Annotated in this window: 14 protein-coding genes; 2 read left to right on the forward strand and 12 right to left on the reverse strand. The window is 60.1% G+C overall.

Annotated elements, in window-relative coordinates; translation table 11 throughout:
- Positions 1–78: 78 nt before the first annotated feature.
- The gene (locus QE408_RS07510; RefSeq protein WP_306929787.1) at positions 79–1,317 is read left to right on the forward strand and encodes a M24 family metallopeptidase; all 1,239 of its coding nucleotides are present in this window, start codon (positions 79–81) and stop codon (positions 1,315–1,317) included.
- A 35-nt stretch (positions 1,318–1,352) separates the two neighbouring features.
- Here QE408_RS07510 and QE408_RS07515 read toward each other — a convergent pair whose 3' ends face one another.
- The 10 genes from QE408_RS07515 to QE408_RS07560 all read right to left on the reverse strand — a co-directional run bounded on the left by QE408_RS07515 (position 1,353) and on the right by QE408_RS07560 (position 11,745).
- Positions 1,353–2,264, reverse strand: coding sequence for an ABC transporter permease (locus QE408_RS07515; RefSeq protein ID WP_306929788.1), 912 nt, complete (start codon positions 2,262–2,264; stop codon positions 1,353–1,355).
- A complete protein-coding gene (locus QE408_RS07520) occupies positions 2,261–3,346 on the reverse strand; it encodes an ABC transporter permease (protein ID WP_306929789.1) in 1,086 nt (361 codons plus the stop codon). The genes QE408_RS07515 and QE408_RS07520 overlap by 4 nt, the downstream gene beginning before the upstream one ends.
- Entirely contained in the window at positions 3,343–4,929 is a 1,587-nt protein-coding gene (locus QE408_RS07525; protein WP_306929790.1) for an ABC transporter ATP-binding protein, read from the reverse strand. The genes QE408_RS07520 and QE408_RS07525 overlap by 4 nt, the downstream gene beginning before the upstream one ends.
- Positions 4,930–4,935: 6 nt before the next feature.
- On the reverse strand, positions 4,936–6,033 hold the full coding sequence (locus QE408_RS07530) for a BMP family ABC transporter substrate-binding protein (RefSeq protein WP_373465519.1): 1,098 nt from the start codon (positions 6,031–6,033) through the stop codon (positions 4,936–4,938).
- Between the two features lie 31 nt (positions 6,034–6,064).
- Positions 6,065–7,444, reverse strand: coding sequence for an amidohydrolase (locus tag QE408_RS07535; protein WP_306929793.1), 1,380 nt, complete (start codon positions 7,442–7,444; stop codon positions 6,065–6,067).
- Between the two features lie 5 nt (positions 7,445–7,449).
- Positions 7,450–8,124, reverse strand: a complete 675-nt coding sequence (locus tag QE408_RS07540) for a glutathione S-transferase family protein (protein ID WP_306929795.1) — start codon at positions 8,122–8,124, stop codon at positions 7,450–7,452.
- Positions 8,121–8,966, reverse strand: coding sequence for an aromatic ring-hydroxylating oxygenase subunit alpha (locus QE408_RS07545; protein ID WP_306929797.1), 846 nt, complete (start codon positions 8,964–8,966; stop codon positions 8,121–8,123). The genes QE408_RS07540 and QE408_RS07545 overlap by 4 nt, the downstream gene beginning before the upstream one ends.
- Positions 8,963–9,616: a Rieske (2Fe-2S) protein gene (locus tag QE408_RS07550; protein ID WP_306929799.1), complete on the reverse strand. Its 654-nt coding sequence runs from the start codon at positions 9,614–9,616 to the stop codon at positions 8,963–8,965. The genes QE408_RS07545 and QE408_RS07550 overlap by 4 nt, the downstream gene beginning before the upstream one ends.
- Positions 9,617–9,791: 175 nt before the next feature.
- A complete protein-coding gene (locus QE408_RS07555) occupies positions 9,792–10,025 on the reverse strand; it encodes an acylphosphatase (protein ID WP_306929800.1) in 234 nt (77 codons plus the stop codon).
- Positions 10,026–10,224: 199 nt separating this feature from the next.
- The gene (locus QE408_RS07560; RefSeq protein WP_306929801.1) at positions 10,225–11,745 is read right to left on the reverse strand and encodes an MFS transporter; all 1,521 of its coding nucleotides are present in this window, start codon (positions 11,743–11,745) and stop codon (positions 10,225–10,227) included.
- 138 nt (positions 11,746–11,883) lie between these two features.
- Here QE408_RS07560 and QE408_RS07565 point away from each other — a divergent pair, with 138 nt between their 5' ends.
- Positions 11,884–12,825, forward strand: a complete 942-nt coding sequence (locus tag QE408_RS07565; protein ID WP_306929802.1) for a LysR family transcriptional regulator — start codon at positions 11,884–11,886, stop codon at positions 12,823–12,825.
- A 70-nt stretch (positions 12,826–12,895) separates the two neighbouring features.
- Here the strand turns inward: QE408_RS07565 and QE408_RS07570 are convergent, their stop codons facing one another.
- Positions 12,896–15,172, reverse strand: coding sequence for an FdhF/YdeP family oxidoreductase (locus tag QE408_RS07570; RefSeq protein WP_306929804.1), 2,277 nt, complete (start codon positions 15,170–15,172; stop codon positions 12,896–12,898).
- Positions 15,173–15,242: 70 nt separating this feature from the next.
- Positions 15,243–16,316 (reverse strand): catalase family protein, encoded by a 1,074-nt coding sequence (locus QE408_RS07575; protein ID WP_306929806.1) that lies wholly within the window; start codon positions 16,314–16,316, stop codon positions 15,243–15,245.
- Between the last annotated feature and the right edge of the window lie 75 nt (positions 16,317–16,391).

Consider the following 16,391-nt stretch of genomic DNA (forward strand, 5'->3'; position numbering starts at 1 on the left):
GTGGTGGGGGATCGTGAATGCGGCTGGCGACATTCATCTGCCTCAGCTAAACCGAATTGAGTGTTCGTGGAGGCAGCGTTGAGCGATTTGGACAGGAAACGGGCGGAGCGGCTGATGCGCGACGCCGGCATTGATGCGCTGGTTCTCTTCCAGCCGGAAGCCTTTCAATATGCGATTGGCGCGCCAGCGGGCGTCGCCACCATGTGGGGCAGGGCAGGTGCTGCGATCGCGCTGGTGCCAAGTGATTCTGAGCGTCCGCTTGCAGCAGTCGTCAGCGATCATGCCGCGCCAGTGGTATTGCAGAAGAGTTTGGATGTTGAGGTCCGCACGCATCGTATCTGGATCGACGGGGTCGATCTGTCGGGCGTAAACGCGATCTCCGGCATTGATGGCGCGTATGGGAGTTCCGGCGTGGCAGGCCCGAGACCGGAAACTTTCGATCGGTCGGCATGCTTCAACCTCTTGGCCGAGCTGTTGACGGAGAAGGGTCTAAGCGATGCGAGGATCGGGGTCGATCTCGAATTTATGCCCGCCGCCGATTTCGAGGTTCTGAAGACGTCTCTTCCATCTGTCCAATGGGTCGATGGCTCCCTCATGCTCAGGCGCTTGCGCGCCATCAAGACCCCCCGTGAAATCGAACGCCTCCGGCGCGCGACCATGGCGGCAGAGGCTGGTCTCACGCGCATGATGGACGCCGTGGTTCTTGGAGCCTCGCTCGCGAGCCTCTCGGCGGCGTGGAAGGCGGGTGCGCAGGAAGCCGCTGCGGCAGGCGGTTTTACGCTGAGCGGACACTGGGACTATATCTCCGTCGGACCGGACCTGTCGAATGGCGCTGCAAAGGTCACGCCAGGTGCTTTGATCAAGGCCGATGTCGGGACGCTGGTCGAAGGCTACTCGTCCGATGGCGCGCGCACCGTGACCTACGGTCCGGCATTGCCATTGGCGCAGGATATCTTCAAGGCGCTGGAGACTGCATTCTATGCGGGGCTGGAGCAGATCAGCCCCGGCAACACGTTCGGCGCGGTGCATGACGCTATGCTCCGCTCAATGAGGCGCGATGGATTCGGTGAATACTACCGCGGACATTTCGGCCACTCCGTCGGTGGTGGCGTCGGTATCGAGGAATGGCCGTTCTTTTCTGCCGGTAATCCGGAGATTATCGAGACCGATATGGTGGTTGCGCTCGAAGCGCCGTTCTATGGGCAAAACTTCGGAGCGCTGATGATCGAGGATCAGTTTCTGGTAACGCAGAGTGGGACGCAATGCATGAACAGCCTGCCGCGGGGTCTGCTTGATCTTGCCAAGGGCAGTGTGTGAGCAGCGCGCTCACGCGCGTTCTCCTGCAAAAAACGCTACCGTTCGAAAGGCTCTCCGAGCGAGGCAACGCCGTTCAGCTTCAACAGCCGCTTATTTGCGGAGATGATGCCGAGCACGATGATGGTGACGAGATAGGGCAGGCTGGAGAGAAACTGCGACGGCAGCTCCACGCCTGTGGCTTGTGCCGCAAGGCTCATCAGCGAGACTGCGCCAAACAGGCAGGCGCCGAGGAAGATGCGGCCTGTGAGCCATGTGCCAAAGACGACGAGCGCAATCGCGATCCAGCCGCGCCCCGCAATCATGCCATCTGCCCAGAGTGGCGTGTAAACGACGGAGGCATAGGCACCGGCAAAGCCAGCCAGAAGGCCGCCAAAAGCAATCGCCGCCACGCGCACGCCTATCACCGAATAGCCGATGGCATGTGCGGCTTTCGGATTTTCCCCAACCGCTCGGATCACGAGGCCCGCCTTGCTGAAGGCGAACCCGGCCCAGATGGCGAGCGTCAGAAGAAGCGAGAGCCAGACGACGATATCCTGGACGAACAGGCCGCCGACGACTGGCAGATCGGAAAGGCCTGGAATGGCAAGTTTTGGTAGTCCCGTGACCGTTAGGCTCTCATAGGTCTTGCCGAAGAGCGCCGAGAGGCCTTGCCCGAGAATGCCAATGGCGAGCCCTGTCGCGACCTGGTTGGCGCGGAAACCCAGGGCAACAAGTGCGAAAATGAGGGAGAGGAGGACACTGGCAAAGCCTGCCGCGAGGAAGGCGAGCGTATGGCCGCCGCCGTGATAGACGACGATAAAGGCGATGACGGCCCCTAGCGCCATCAACCCTTCGACACCGAGATTGAGGACGCCTGCGCGTTCGACAACGAGTTCGCCCAAAGCTGCCAGCAGAAAGGGCGTTGCCGCGGCCAGCATGCCGGAAAGGATAAAATCGACAGCGTTCATGCCGGTTTCCGATCTGCAGATTTCGGCCATTCGAGGCGATAGCGGACGAAGGCCACCGCGATGAGATAGGTCACGAGCAATGTACCCTGGAAGACGCGCACGGCCGCAATCGGCAGTTCGGCCGAAACCATGGCATTGTCGCCACCAATATAAATCACTGCCATGACGAGCGATGACAGGATGATGCCAATCGGATGCAGCCCGCCGAGATAGGCGACGATGATGGCCGCATAGCCGTAGCCGGTGGAGATCGAGCGCTGCAACTGCCCGATCGGCCCTGCCACTTCCGCCGCGCCCGCAAGACCAGCAGCAAAGCCGCCGATCAGAAGCGAGAGCCAGATGGCGCGCCCCTGGCTGAATCCGGCATAGTCAGCCGCGCGCGGGGCAAGGCCGCCGACCTGCAGCTTGTAGCCGAGAAAGCTCTTCTGCATGAAGACATAAGCTCCGAGCGAAAAGAGGATGGTGAGCGGAAAGGACCAGTTCACTCGGGTGCCGTCGATCAGGGTCGGCACCATGGCGTCGTACTGAAACATCACCGATTGCGGGAAATTGAAGCCGTTCGGGTCCTTCCATGGGCCGAGCAGCAGATAGTTCAGCACTTGTGCCGCAACGAGGCTCAGCATCAGGGAGACGAGAATTTCGTTGGCGTTAAGCCGCACACGCCAGAAGGCCGTGATCGCTGCCCAGAGCGCGCCGCCGATGGCGCCGCAAAGCAGCATGGCAGGCCAGATCCAGCCGCCGGTTGCTTCCGGATAATAGATCGGAATGGCGGAGGCGAAGATCGCGCCGAGAATGAACTGTCCTTCAGCACCAATATTGAACACCTTGGCGCGGAAGCCGATCGCAAGCCCCTGCGCGATCAGGAGCAGCGGCCCCATCTTCAAAAGCACTTCCGAGAAGGCTGCCCAGGAGAGGAAGGGCTCCAGCAACATGGCGTAGAACACGGCAGCGGGGCTTTTGCCCATGACCGCGTAAAGCGCGAGATTGACGAGGGTTGCAATCGCGAGGGCTGCAAGAGGTGCGAGGATCGTCGCAGTTAGCGAGGCACGTTCGCGCCGAACGAAGTGAGGGAGGGCGCTCATGCGGACAGCTTTCCGGCAGTGGGGTTTTCGGTCAGGGCGGTCACGTCTGCGCTAATCATAAAGCGGCCGACATCTTCGACACGCGTTTCGGATGTCGTGAGCGACGGGCTGAGCGTACCGGCATTCAGCACCTGAATGCGGTCGCAGATCTCGAAGAGCTCTTCAATCTCTTCCGATATGACGAGGATCGCCATGCCGGCATTGCGCAGAGCAATCAGCTTTTGGCGGATAGCCATGGCGGCACCGATATCGACACCCCAGGTGGGCTGAGCGAGGAAGAGCAGTTTCGGTCCCAGCATGATCTCACGGCCAACGATGAACTTCTGCAAGTTGCCGCCGGACAGCGCACCAGCCTCTGCGTCTGGTCCCGGCGTGCGGACGTCGAAATCTCGAATGCAGGTCTCGGCGAAAGCCTTGGCACCGCTGTGGTCGATCAAGCCATGGTTCAGCAGGTCGAGCGGATGAGCGGTCAAAAGCCCGTTGAGGGTCAGCGACATTTCGGGAACGGCGCCGCGGCCGAGACGGTCTTCCGGGACAAAGGCGAAGCCGAGTTTGCGACGGGCCGCAGCATCATGGCGACCGACATCTTCGCCCATCATGAAAATGCGATCCTTCGCTTCTCGACCAAGCCGCGTTTCGCCCGAAATAATGGAGGAGAGTTCCGCCTGTCCATTTCCTGAGATGCCAGCAATCCCAAGAATTTCTCCGGCCTTCACTTCCAATGTCACGCGTTTCAACGGCATGGCAAAGGGGTCGTCCGGCTCATAGTCGAGACCGATCAGTTCGAGGCGCTTCTCGCCGGTCGCCACGACCGTTGGCGGCTTGATCTCCGGCATGTCGCGACCGATCATCATGCGGGCAAGGTCGTGGGCGTCATGCTCGCGCGGATCCACATGACCGGTGACTTTTCCGCCGCGCAGGATAGTGGCCCGGTCGCAGATCGCCCGGATCTCTTCAAGCTTATGGGATATGAAAAGGATCGAGACGCCGCGCTCGCGCAGGCGCTTGAGTGTCTCGAAAAGCTTCTCCACCGATTGAGGCGGCAGGACCGAGGTCGGCTCGTCTAGAATGATGAGCTTCGGGTCGGTCATCAGGCAGCGGATGATTTCTACCCGCTGTCGCTCGCCGACCGAGAGCGCATGCACATGGGCAAGCGGATCGACCTCCAGGCCGAAGTCGCGTCCCAATGAACGCACCCGCTCGATCAGTTCGCTCTTCTTTCCGGGCACCACGAGCGCGATGTTCTCGACGACTGTCAGCGTCTCGAAGAGGGAGAAATGCTGAAAGACCATGCCGATGCCCTGGCGGCGGGCCTCGGCGGGCGAAGCAAGCCGGATCGGCTCGCCTCGCCATGTGACAATGCCCTCATCCGGCGTTTCCACACCGTAGATCAGCTTCATCAGCGTGGACTTGCCCGCGCCGTTTTCGCCGAGAATGGCGTGGATCGAATGCTCCGCCACGTCCAGATCGATCGCCTGATTGGCGCGGATCTGGCCGTAGCTTTTCGACAGGCCGCGCAGCGAAAGCAGTGGTGCCTTCGCCGCTTCCCTGTTTGACGATGCAGGCAAGGTCGTCTCAGACATGATGGGTCACTCCGGCAGAGGAGTGGTGACGCCCTTGACGTGCCAATCCATGGCAATGATTTCCTTGTCCGTCAGCGTTTTGCCGGCTGCGACGCCTTCAGAGCCATCGGCCTTGGTGATGGGACCGGTGAAGGGCGAGAAGCTGCCATCGGCAATCTTTGCCTCGGTCTCCTTGATCTTCGCCATGGTGTCGGCGGGAACATTGGTGTTCCAGTCAACGACCTTGACCACCTTGTCCGACATGCCGAGGAAGGCATTGGCGCCCTTGAAGGTACCGTCCATGTGCGCCTTGACCTGCGCCAAAAAGTAGGGGGACCAGTCAGTCGCAACGCAGCCGAGATAGGTCTTCTGCGCGTAGCTCTTCATCGAAGAGTTGAGGTTGAAGGCGTAGACACCGGCCGCTTCGCAGGCCGAGATGACGGACGGCGTGTCCTGCGCGTTGGAGAAGATCACATCGCAACCCTGCGCCATCAGTGCCTTCGCGGCTTCCTGTTCCTTGGCGGGGTCGAACCAGGAGTTGACCCAGACGACGGAGACTTCGACATCGGGTTTGACGGCTTGCGCACCCAGCGCGAAGGCATTGATCGAGGTGATGAGTTCCGGGATCGCGAAGGCCGAGACCGAGCCAAGCTTGCCGGATTTGGTCAGCGCGGCGGCTGCCATGCCCATCAGATAGGTTCCCTGGAAATACTTGGCAGCGAAGGGCGAGAAGTTCGGCGCGACCTGAAAGCCGGAAGCGTGCAGCACGCTGACGTCCTTGTTGCGACGAGCGATCTGCAGCGCGCCGTTCTGATAGCCGAAGGAACCGGCGATCAGGAACTTGTTTCCGTCAGCAACGGTCTTGGTCATGATGCGGTCGGCATCGGGACCTTCCGGAATGTTTTCCAGAATGGTGACTTTCACCTTGTCGCCATAGGCCGCCTTGACCGGCTCAAGACCGGCCGCCAATGCGTGTCCCCAGCCGACATCGCCGATGGGCGAGGGGACCACGAGTGCGATGCCGAGTGGCTTGTCCGCTGCAAGTGTGGCACGCGCGCCAACAGCGCTGGCAAGACTGGTGAGTGCGACGCCTTTCAGGAGCGTGCGGCGGTTGAGTGCGTTGATCATGAGGGTTCCCCTTGTTGGTTGTGTTGTTTCAAAAATCGATGGTGGCGAGCGCCGCTTCTGCGTCGGCAAACAGTTTTCCTTCATCCAGACCGGCAAACTCGCCCTTTACCCACACCACACGGCCATTGATCATGGTCATATCCGTCGGCGCGCCGATGCCGACTTTGGCGATCAGGCTCAAGGGATCGTGTCGGGTGCCGACGTAATCCATGCGACGGGTGTCGATAGCAAAAAGATCGGCGGCCATGCCGGGTGCGAGCCGACCGATATCGGCACGGCCGAGCAGCTGCGCGCCGCCCGTCGTGGCATAGCCGAGAAAGTCTGCAGGCGCGGGCACAGGATGGGCGCGCGTCGATGCCGCCAGGCATTGCAGCATGTAGGCGGAATGGATGCAGTGCATGAGGTTGGAATTATCGTTGGAGGCGGCACCATCGCAACCAAGACCCACCGGCACGCCGAAGGCACTCATGGCCGGAATGTCGGTCACCTGCGCGCCGACCAGATAGACCGGCTCAGGGCAATGGGCCACGCCCGTTCCCGAGTCCGCCATGGTGCGCAATTCGTCGTGGGTCAGTTCCCAGCAATGGGCATAGAAGGTGTCCGGTCCGGCAAAACCCATCTCGTGCAGATAGTCGACCGTGCGCGCGCCGTGGCGGGCAAGGATCACGTCGCTCTCGCCCTCGCCGACATGGGTGTGGAGCCGGACGCCCTTGTCGCGGGCAAGGCGTACCGATTCGACGAAGGTCTCACGATAGCCGTTCACTGGCTGGCAGGGGGCGACCACCACCTTGCGCATGCTGAAGGGCGAGGTGTCGTGGTACGTCTCGATCAACCGGGCGCAGTCGGCGATGAACTCATCCGTCGTCTCCCGCATCTCGTCGGGTATGGTCGATCCTTCCGACTTCGGCAGGGAGTTGCCGCCACGACCGGCATGGAAGCGCATGCCGAAAAGCTCGGCGGCCTCGAACTGCCGGTCGATCAGCCTTTTACCGGCATGACGCGGGAAGTTATACTGATGATCAAAGGCCGTGGTGCAGCCGTGCTTGATCATCTCGGCCATGGCCGTAACGGAGGAATGGTAGAAGCAATCCTCGGTCAGCCGCGAGAAGATCGGGTAGATGCGATCCAGCCATTCAATGACTGAGAGCTTCGTCCAGTCGAGATCGGCGCGGTTGCGCACGAAGCACTGGAAGAAATGGTGGTGGGTGTTGACGAGGCCGGGATAGACGAACCAGCCGCTGGCATCGGTGATCTCGATGCCCTCTGGGAGCTGTCCGCTCGCAAGATCCTCGCCGATGGCCTTGATCGCGGGACCTTCCGTCAGGAGATCGACATTGCGGCGCACGGCCATGGCCGTCCCGTCATTGACGATCACAGCAGCACAGTTTTTTAGGAGATGCCCGGCCATGCGCTCTACGCCTCTGCCGCTTCGGTCAGCGCTGGAGTCTCGTGCGGGTCCGGCTTCAGCTCGTGCAGGCGGTGGATGCCAGGCATCTCGATAAAGCCGTCCAGTGATCTGATGGCACGCATCCAAAGACGAATGGAAGGATAGGCATCGAGCGAAACTCCGCCATCGGGCGCGAGTGCCACGTAGGGGAAGCAGGCAATGTCGGCGATGGTCGCCGTGTTGCCAACGAGAAACGTCTCGCCCTTCAATCGCTGTTCGAAAAGGGCAGCTTCCAGTTCCCGAAGCGCGACCACGCCCGACGCACGCAGGGCGTCGATATCGCCTGGACGATGCAGCATCTCATGCAGGCGTGCGCCGCCGAGGCTTGCAGTCAGGCGGGCGGAGAATGAAAGCCATTGCTGGATGCGCGCAGCCGTTGAGGGCTCGCCGGTGCCGAGCCACACAGGCGCAGCCTTGCCCGCGATGTAGACCAGGATCGCAGAGGATTCAGTCAGAACCAGATCGCCGTCGACCAGTATAGGGATCGAGCCTGCGGGGTTCAGCGCCAGCAATTCCGGGCCGCGATGTTCGGCACCGGGATGGAAATCGACAGCGCGAAGCGTCAGTTGCTGGCCCGTTAGCGCGGCCATGAGGCGCACTTTGTAGCAACTTGGAGAGAGAATGTAGTCGTAGAGGATCATTGGGCTACCAACTGTGCGCCGTAGGTGAAGTCATGGCGTTTCAGCCAGCGGCGGTAAGCGACGGACGTGAGATCGGCGCGCGTGGGTATCTCCATGCCGGGGTCGAGCGGCAGGCGTCGCGGGATCTGGTTTTCGAGGATGGACCGGTCCTGCAGGAAGATCATCTGCTGGAAATGGATGAGATCGGTCATCGGCGTCTCATCGTCGTAAAGCGCCATCCAAGGCCACACGTCGCAAAGTTCTTCGGTCAGTGGCTGGACGAAAAGGGTGATCACGTCCCATTCGCCAGGTTTTGGTGGGCACGTCTTGTAGAGAACGGAGCAGGTGGGTGCGGGCACCCGGTACATGTATTCCGTCGTAATGCCACCGCTGGCCGACTTAGCTGCCTGCGGCTGATAGAATTTCACCTGTGTTGCCCAGACTTCGTCGGCGTCCTCGCGGATTTCGACCTTGTAGTTCTCCACCTCCGTATGGGGCTCGGAGCCGAGAACATCGGTGTGGACGAAGGGGAAATGGGCGATGTCGAGGAAATTCTCCACAGCGCGAAGCGGAGAGCATCGAACGCGAACAACACCGACATCGACCAGTCGGCGGCCCGGCTGTTCGGCTTCCGGAATGTCGAAGAGCGGTTTTTCAGGTGCGCCGAGTGAGGACCAGACATGACCGTATCGTTCGGTTACGGGAAGAACGCGGCCATCGGCTGTCACCACCGACGCCTTGCCTTCGCCGTTACGGGAGACACGGATCGTCTCGCCCATCAGCAACGTCTCTTGCCCCGCAGGCAGCAGCCGACTGACCAAGCCGACAGGGTACCATTGATCGATCATCGCGTCGCGGCTCATGCGGCTTCTCCCCGGCTGGCAGCAGACTCGGCCTGGCGGCGTAGCACTTCCAGCGCATTCGACGCGGCAATCTTCTGCGCTTGGCTGGCACCGCTCTCGATCAGCAGATGAAGGAGAAGCATGCCGTCTTCGCCAGAGGGCGCGATCAGCAGGCGTGCCTTCATCCCGTCAATCGTCCAGTCGATAGCGTTTTCTCCAAACTCAGCGCCGATGCAGCCGGCAAGCGTTTCGTCCGTGGTGGAAAGCGCGATGCTCCGCAGCGCGGTCAGTCCATCATTCGACGGCATGTCGGCTGTGTTCTCATCTGCCGATACCCAGATCACACCGTCCCGCTCGCCAGCTCTGTAGGTCGCGACGCGGATCGCGTCCGGCGGTGTCAGGCTGGGATGGGCCGGAATGGCAAGACATTTGCCGGATTTTCCGTAACGCCAACCATGATAGATGCAGGACAGTGCCTCGCCACGAACAAACCCGTGTGAAAGCCGCATGCCACGATGTGGACAGCGATCAGCCACAGCAGAGACCGTGCCGCTTTGCGCTCGCCAAATCGCCAGTGCTGCGGTGGCTAAACGCGCCGGGATGACCGACGCCACCGGCAAGTCCGACGACAGCGCGACGGGCGTCCAGACAGGGGCAATTTCCTTTGGCATTTCAAAGTTCCGAATGATTTGAGAGGCTTGGCCCCAGCAGAAAGAAGATGTCAGCAGGCAAGGCCACATGACATGTGAGGCACGTTTGCATAAAATTTCTGCACTTGCAACTGTGGCTGATATTTACGCAAACACTCTTTTTGGGGTGTCTCTACGCTTTTCCATCAACGGCTGTTTAGACGCTCTGGTCTACAGCTTCAGCGCGCTGAATATCCTCGACCCAGACATTGATGGGCCCAAGGGAGCAGCCCATTTCCATAGCGTCGATCAACTCCACCGGCCCTGACAGGATCAGTTCGATGCGTGCCTGATCGGCATGCTGGATGTGCTGCTCCAGGCCAAGCTTGGCGGCATGGCGATTGATCCACGGTAGAAAGCTTCTTGTGTCAAGGTCGCCGAGAATAGTCATGCGTTCCTTTCGAATGGCAGGGCCATTATCCCAGGGATGTTCTGGGGCAGGAAACTGATGATGCGATATGACCATGATGTGCTCGACCTGTGGAGCCCCCGATGGGCCGTCGACAGTGTTCTCCCAAGATAGACGACGGCGCGCAAGTGCGAAGTTGCGCGCTGTCCTTGGCCGTGAGGCCTTGTTCGGTGAACAAGGATTATAACGTCTCTGCGACGATTGCCTCGTCTTTCGCCTGGTTCAGGGACAGAAAAACGACGATGGCGGTGATGGTGGTGATGACCGACAACAGGATCAGCACCGACGAGAACGCCTGGCTATAGAGCGATTGGAGTTGACTGACAGTGGAGCCGGGCAATGCGGAAAGAGCGCCTGCCAGATTGCCGATGGCGAGGTTTTGGCCGGCATTTTGTGCAGAGCCTTGGAGACCTGCAGCGCTAAGGCATCCGGCAATCAACACTGAGAGGATGGCCCCGATCACCGCAAGAGCCACACCTTCGCCAGCCACCCGCACGGTGGAGAAGATGCCCATCGCCATGCCCGCGCGCTCCTTCGGCACCACGTCGACGGCAAGGCCGTCCATCAAACCCCAAGGCAGGCTGATTCCGGTGCCGATCATCATCATCGGGAGGACGAGCAGAGCCGCCGGGGTGCCGGATGGCAGGGTGGAAAGCCAGCCGAGGCCACAGGCCGTCACGACCAGCCCCGTGCCGCATAGGGTTGCGGGACGCAGCCAGCGCGTTAGCCAACCGGCGACGATCGGAAGCACAAGAAGCGGCGCGGAGAGCGCGATCATCAACCCACCGCCCGCAACGGCGCCCATTTCCTCGACGCCGACGAAGCGTAATGGCAGCAGAACCAGGAGAACTACGAAACCATAAGCAGGCGCTGCCGCAAGCAGTTGGACGCCAACGAAACGGCGATAGCGGAAGAGCGATAGATCAAGCATTGGTCGCGCTACCGTTCTTTCGATATGGATGAACAGGACGAGGCAGAGCGCCGCTGCAACGAGAAGGCCGATGACCAGGCCATCGCTCCAGCCGCGTTCGGGAACCAGCAGCATGCCATAGGTAAATAGGGCGAGCATGGTGGTGAAGCCAAGCGCACCTCGCCAGTCCAATCCCCGTGCAGCCGGATCGCGGCTCTCTTTCAAAACCAAGGAGCCAATCAGGAAGGAAAGCGTTGTCAGGAGCACGACAGCGAGGAAAATACTGCGCCAGCCGAAGCTTTCAATCATCGCACCTGAAACCACTGGGCCAAGGGAAAGACCGACGCCGAAGCTTGTGCCAAGCACGCTGAATGCTCGCATGCGGTGAGCGCCATCGAATTCTTGTGCAAGTGCCGCCGCGCCGCCGGCATAGGCAGCCGCAGCCGCAAGACCCTGGCCACCGCGAAGTAGATCGAAGAGCAAAATATCCGGCACGATTGCCAGCGCGAGCGAGAAGAGCGCGAAACTTGCCGCACCGAACAAGAAGACGCGGCGGCGCCCGAGGCTATCGGCCAGTGCGCCAGCCGCCATCAGGGTGGAACCAAAGGTCAGCATGAAGGCATTGGTGGCCCACGCGGTCGCCACTGGCGAGGCATGGAGCGCTTGTGCAATCGATGGAAGCGCGACTGCCGTGCCGGTGAAAGTGAGTGGCATGGCAGCGGCTGCCAGGCAAACGGCAAGCAAAGCGAGATGTGGATGCGCGCGATGGCGCGCAGAAGCATTATGTCGCATGAAATATCCTCCTGAAAATCAGGGCGTAATTAACAACGGCCAAAGCCGTGGACATTCAATATACTTGCGCTCGAATGTCCGATAAGCTTCGATTGCATCCGATTAATCCGGAATAAAATTCTTGAATGGGAGTATCCGATGGACCGTCTTGCCGGCCTCTCCGCTTTTGTTCGAACGGCCGATCTCGGCAGTTTTGCCGCAGCCGGTCGGATATTGGGCCTGTCGCCCTCTGCCGTCGGGAAGGCCGTGAGCAAGCTTGAGGCTCAACTCCAAGTGCGACTTTTCCAGAGAACCACCCGCAGCCTCCGGCTGACGGAGGAGGGGCGGGCCTTTCACGAACGGTGTCGGCATATTCTCGACGATCTAGACGATGCGCATGAGAGCTTGATGCGCACCCGCGAAGCGCCGCGCGGCGTCATCCGCATGTCCTGCCCGATCGTCGCCTATCATCTGCTGTTGCCGGTGATCCCCGACTTTATGACTCGCTATCCCGACATCACACTGGATCTGGATTTCAACGATCGCATCGTCGATTTGATCGAAGAGGGTGTGGATGTCGCGATCCGTAGCGGTGAGTTGCCGGATAGCCGGTTGATGGTGCGCTCGCTCCGGCCCTTCCGCCTGCTGCTGGCGGCGACGCCTGCCTATCTCGCCCGCCACGGTACGCCTGGCTGTCCGCGTGACCTCGCAGATCATGCCAGCATTGGCTTTCGCTATCCCAACAGTGGCAAGATCCAGACGTGGCCGCTACGTCGGCCAGAAGGGGAGCCGGAACCGAGGTTACGCTACGTGCTGACCTGCAACAACATGGAAGCGTTGCGGGGCGCAGTGCTGCGCAATCTAGGGATCGGCTGCATGCCGGATTTTCTGGCGGAAGCGCCAGTCCGTTCTGGCGATCTCGTCCCGCTGCTTCTAGACCATCTCGACGCGCCCGGTCAGTTCAACCTGATCTGGCCGTCCAGTCGGCATCTGTCGCCGAAGGTTCGGGTTCTCGTTGATTTTCTTGCCGAACGTCTGTTCATGTCCGAGCCTTGCCTCTCCTATGGACAAGGCTCGCGGGCTGCCGACGAGACACCGTAAAGCCCGAAACCAATGGCATGATATCCTCGAATTTGCCTCCATGCATAGTCCACATCGCGCTCGAGAACTCTCACGCCTCAATGCGAACGGGTACGGCCTTGGAAGCTGGCGTTTTCGACAGTTCGTCGTGATGGTCTATGGCGATAAGCACGTTGGCTTCGGGGTAATAGGCGCCAATTGTTCCTCGCGGCAGATTGTGCTCCCTGATCTTCAATCCGGGCAGTTCACGACGCACGCCGTCATTGAAGTCGCTAACGAGCTTAACCTCCTGTCCTTCGGATAGACCTTGCGACAGGATGTCGTCACGACACATCAACAGCACGTCGCGCGTTCCTTCGATGCCGCGGAAGCGATCCGAATAGCCGTATATCGTGGTGTTGAACTGGTCGTTCGACCGCATTGTGATCAGGCGAAAGCGGCCGTCCGCATCATCGAACGAAAGCGCATTGAGCTGCTTTGGGGTGGTAAAGACCGCTTTCTTTTCCTCCGTCTTCCAGACGCGGTTATGGGCCGAATTGCCGCGATAAAAGCCGCTCGGTTCGAACATACGATCGTTGTAAGCCCTGAACTGATCTGGATACGTGGCCTCGATGAGGTCTCGGACGAGGCTGTAGTCGGCGGTCCATTCGTCCCATTTTAGTTTTGGGTTGGGCGCGACAGCCGCCTTGGCGATGCTCGTGACGATCGCCAATTCGCTTTTTAGATGCTTCGATGCTGGCGTGCGTTTGCCGACGGAGCCGGAGATATGCGAGAAGCTGTCTTCGGTCGTCACCGATTGCGGACCGGATGCCTGCTCGTCTCTTTCCAGTCGCGAGAGGCAGGGCAAGATATACGCTTTCTTTCCCGGAAAGAGATGGCTTCGGTTCAACTTAGTGGAAACGATGACCGTCAGATCTAGGCTTGCCCATGCGTCTTCCATCGCCTTCTGGTCCGGGACAGCGCGCACAAGGTTGCCGCCAAGCGAGATCGTCGCTTTGATCTCACCCGACATCATGCCCTTGACGGCGTCGACAATCGTCACGCCATCTTCTGTCGGCGGATCGAAGTCGAACAGCGTTTTCAGCTTGTCCATCGGGATCAGCTTGGTCTTCTCGGCGATGCCTACGGTGCGCTGGCCCTGAACATTGGAATGACCGCGCACGGGACAGCATCCAGCACCTTCGCGACCGACATTGCCACGCAGCAGAAGCAGGTTCACCACCATTGCGACGTTGAGCGCGCCTTGCGAATGCTGGGTCAGGCCCATGCCATAAACACCGATGACCCGCTCTGCCTGGATGTAGAGTTCGCCCGCGCGGCGGATCGCCGCCTCGTTGAGCCCGCTCTCGCGCTCAATGACTGGCCAGTCGGTATTGCGAACGAGGTTGATGAAACTGTCCAGGCCGACGGTGTGCTCTTCGATAAATTCTACATCGAGGATTCTCGCTGCTCCAGAACTGACCGCCGCGTCATCCGCCTCGATCACTACCTTGCAGAGGCCGAGGATGGCGGCGATGTCTCCCCCGGCCTTCACCTGAAGATATTCGTCCGAGATCTGCGTTTCGCGGCCCGTCAGCATGTCGACCGGGCTTTGCGGGTTGACGAAGGAAACGAGCCCCTGTTCGACCACCGGATTGAACGTGACGATCTTCGCACCGCGCTTTTTCGCTTCCTGCAGAGGATGGAGGAAGCGGGGACTGTTCGATCCGGGGTTCTGGCCGAAGAAGAAGAAAGCATCGGCCTTTTCAAGGTCTTCCCAAACCACCGTGCCGACAGGGGAGCCGATGACCTTTTGCAGGCCGACCGACGTCGTCTCGTGGCACATGTTCGAACTTTGGGGCAGGTTGTTGTTGCCATAGGTTCTGGCAAGCAGGGCATAGAGATAGGAAGCCTCCAGACCCGCATGTCCGGAGGAATAAAACACGACACTCTCGCGTGGAAGAGCTTTCAGCGTTTGGCCGATGTCTTCGAAGGCTTCTTCCCATGACACTTCGACATAGCGATCGCTGGTGCCGTCATACCGAAGAGGATGCGTCAGCCGTCCTGTCTGCTCAAGATCGTAGTCTTTCCAGTTGCGAAGCGATTGGACCGTGTGATCGATCCAGAAATCCGGCGTGCATCGCGCGCTGGTCAGGTCCGAGATCGTTGCCTTGGCACCGTTCTCGCAGAACTCGAAAGGATGGTAGTTGGCCGGCTTCGGCCATGCGCAGGAGATACACATCACGCCACCGGGCTTATTTTGCCGCGCCAGTTCCTCGAGTACCATCGGCGAGGGTTTGTCGTCACCCAGAATTCGCGCGATTGATTTCACCGATCCCCAACCGCCGGAGGGACCTTCAGATTCAGGGTTCGGGATGGTGTCGGTCATGATGTCTTCCATTCAAAAAGGAACGAGCGCCCCGCGGAAACGGAGCGCCTTCAGCAATCATCGGGCGCGCTTATTGGGCGGGCTCATGGAACGGACAGCCGTTGAACCTCGCGCGGAACTCGGCTGAGTGGCGGTATGTTTCCTTCCGCGCACGGTTGATATTGCCGAGTGGCTGGTGATCGGCGAGACCCGTCCAGACACTGAACCGCATCTCCTCATCCACCTTCTGCACCTTTTCATCGCTCCAGCTGTCCTGCGGACGCGCGGTGATGGTGGCGACGGTGGCGAAAGGCGCTTCGTCTTCCTGCCACTCGACCGTGGGGTCTTCGATCGGTTGTTTTTCAAGATCGCGACAGAGCTGAACCTGAAACTCCCAGACGCCATGGGTCTCTTGCATTTCTGCCTGGACCGTTTCGCGAATGGCGTCTTCCCGAACGCTGACGTCGATCTCAGTTCCGGTCCGCTTCGTCAGATCGGGCGAAACAGGTTTCAGCCGAAACTTGGCGACATAGTCGCCGTAGCGGAAAGGCGTGACGCTGAAATAGGTTTCGCCAAGCGGATTGACATCGGGTGCGCCGCCGAGAGACTGGATGGCCGGACTGGAGACACCGACCGCTTCAAGACCCTTGTTGACGGTCTGAAGCACGCTCGACATCACCACCTTGGTGCCTTCCATCTTGTCGGTCGTCTTGGCGAGCAGCTTGAGGCTGGAGAGAAATTTCTCCGCGTTCGGCGCCTGAAAGACCGGGCCGTTGACCATGACGAAGTCCTGCGTCGAGCCTTCCGCATCCGGCAACCGTTGCCCTGCGACATCCAGCACCTTCAACGCCATTCCGCGAGGAAGCGACACGGCATCGGGGAGAATGTCACCGGCATTGGTGGAAAGGCGAATATAGGCCTTGTGGGTACCCGGTGTAGCGAACACGCCCTGTGCCAGCTCTGGTGGAAGGTTAGGTTTGACCACCATCTCCGCTTCGATGATCCCGTGCGCCTTGGCATGGACGGAGCGGACCGCGTGCCCGTAGTCCTTCGCCGTGGTTTCGAGAATTGTATCGAACTGTTCGATCAGGCCTGAAATGGTTTCCGGCTCCTTCTCTCGAACGGTCTCTAGATCGGCGGAATAGCGGATGGGCTGGACTGTCAACGTTGCGCTCCTCGCAAAAATGAGAAACGCCTTCCTGTGAACTAAGGTTCCTCACCAACAGCCGCGTCATGGGCG

The organism is Agrobacterium larrymoorei (assembly GCF_030819275.1).
In the GTDB taxonomy this organism is placed as follows: Bacteria; Pseudomonadota; Alphaproteobacteria; order Rhizobiales; family Rhizobiaceae; genus Agrobacterium; species Agrobacterium larrymoorei_B.

Coding starts and splice junctions, on each gene's coding strand:
- QE408_RS07515 (WP_306929788.1), bottom strand. CDS start 2,264: ATGAACGCTGTCGATTTTATCCTTTCCGGCATGCTGGCCGCGGCAACG.
- QE408_RS07520 (WP_306929789.1), bottom strand. CDS start 3,346: ATGAGCGCCCTCCCTCACTTCGTTCGGCGCGAACGTGCCTCGCTAACT.
- QE408_RS07525 (WP_306929790.1), bottom strand. CDS start 4,929: ATGTCTGAGACGACCTTGCCTGCATCGTCAAACAGGGAAGCGGCGAAG.
- QE408_RS07535 (WP_306929793.1), bottom strand. CDS start 7,444: ATGGCCGGGCATCTCCTAAAAAACTGTGCTGCTGTGATCGTCAATGAC.
- QE408_RS07540 (WP_306929795.1), bottom strand. CDS start 8,124: ATGATCCTCTACGACTACATTCTCTCTCCAAGTTGCTACAAAGTGCGC.
- QE408_RS07545 (WP_306929797.1), bottom strand. CDS start 8,966: ATGAGCCGCGACGCGATGATCGATCAATGGTACCCTGTCGGCTTGGTC.
- QE408_RS07550 (WP_306929799.1), bottom strand. CDS start 9,616: ATGCCAAAGGAAATTGCCCCTGTCTGGACGCCCGTCGCGCTGTCGTCG.
- QE408_RS07555 (WP_306929800.1), bottom strand. CDS start 10,025: ATGACTATTCTCGGCGACCTTGACACAAGAAGCTTTCTACCGTGGATC.
- QE408_RS07560 (WP_306929801.1), bottom strand. CDS start 11,745: ATGCGACATAATGCTTCTGCGCGCCATCGCGCGCATCCACATCTCGCT.
- QE408_RS07565 (WP_306929802.1), top strand. CDS start 11,884: ATGGACCGTCTTGCCGGCCTCTCCGCTTTTGTTCGAACGGCCGATCTC.
- QE408_RS07570 (WP_306929804.1), bottom strand. CDS start 15,172: ATGACCGACACCATCCCGAACCCTGAATCTGAAGGTCCCTCCGGCGGT.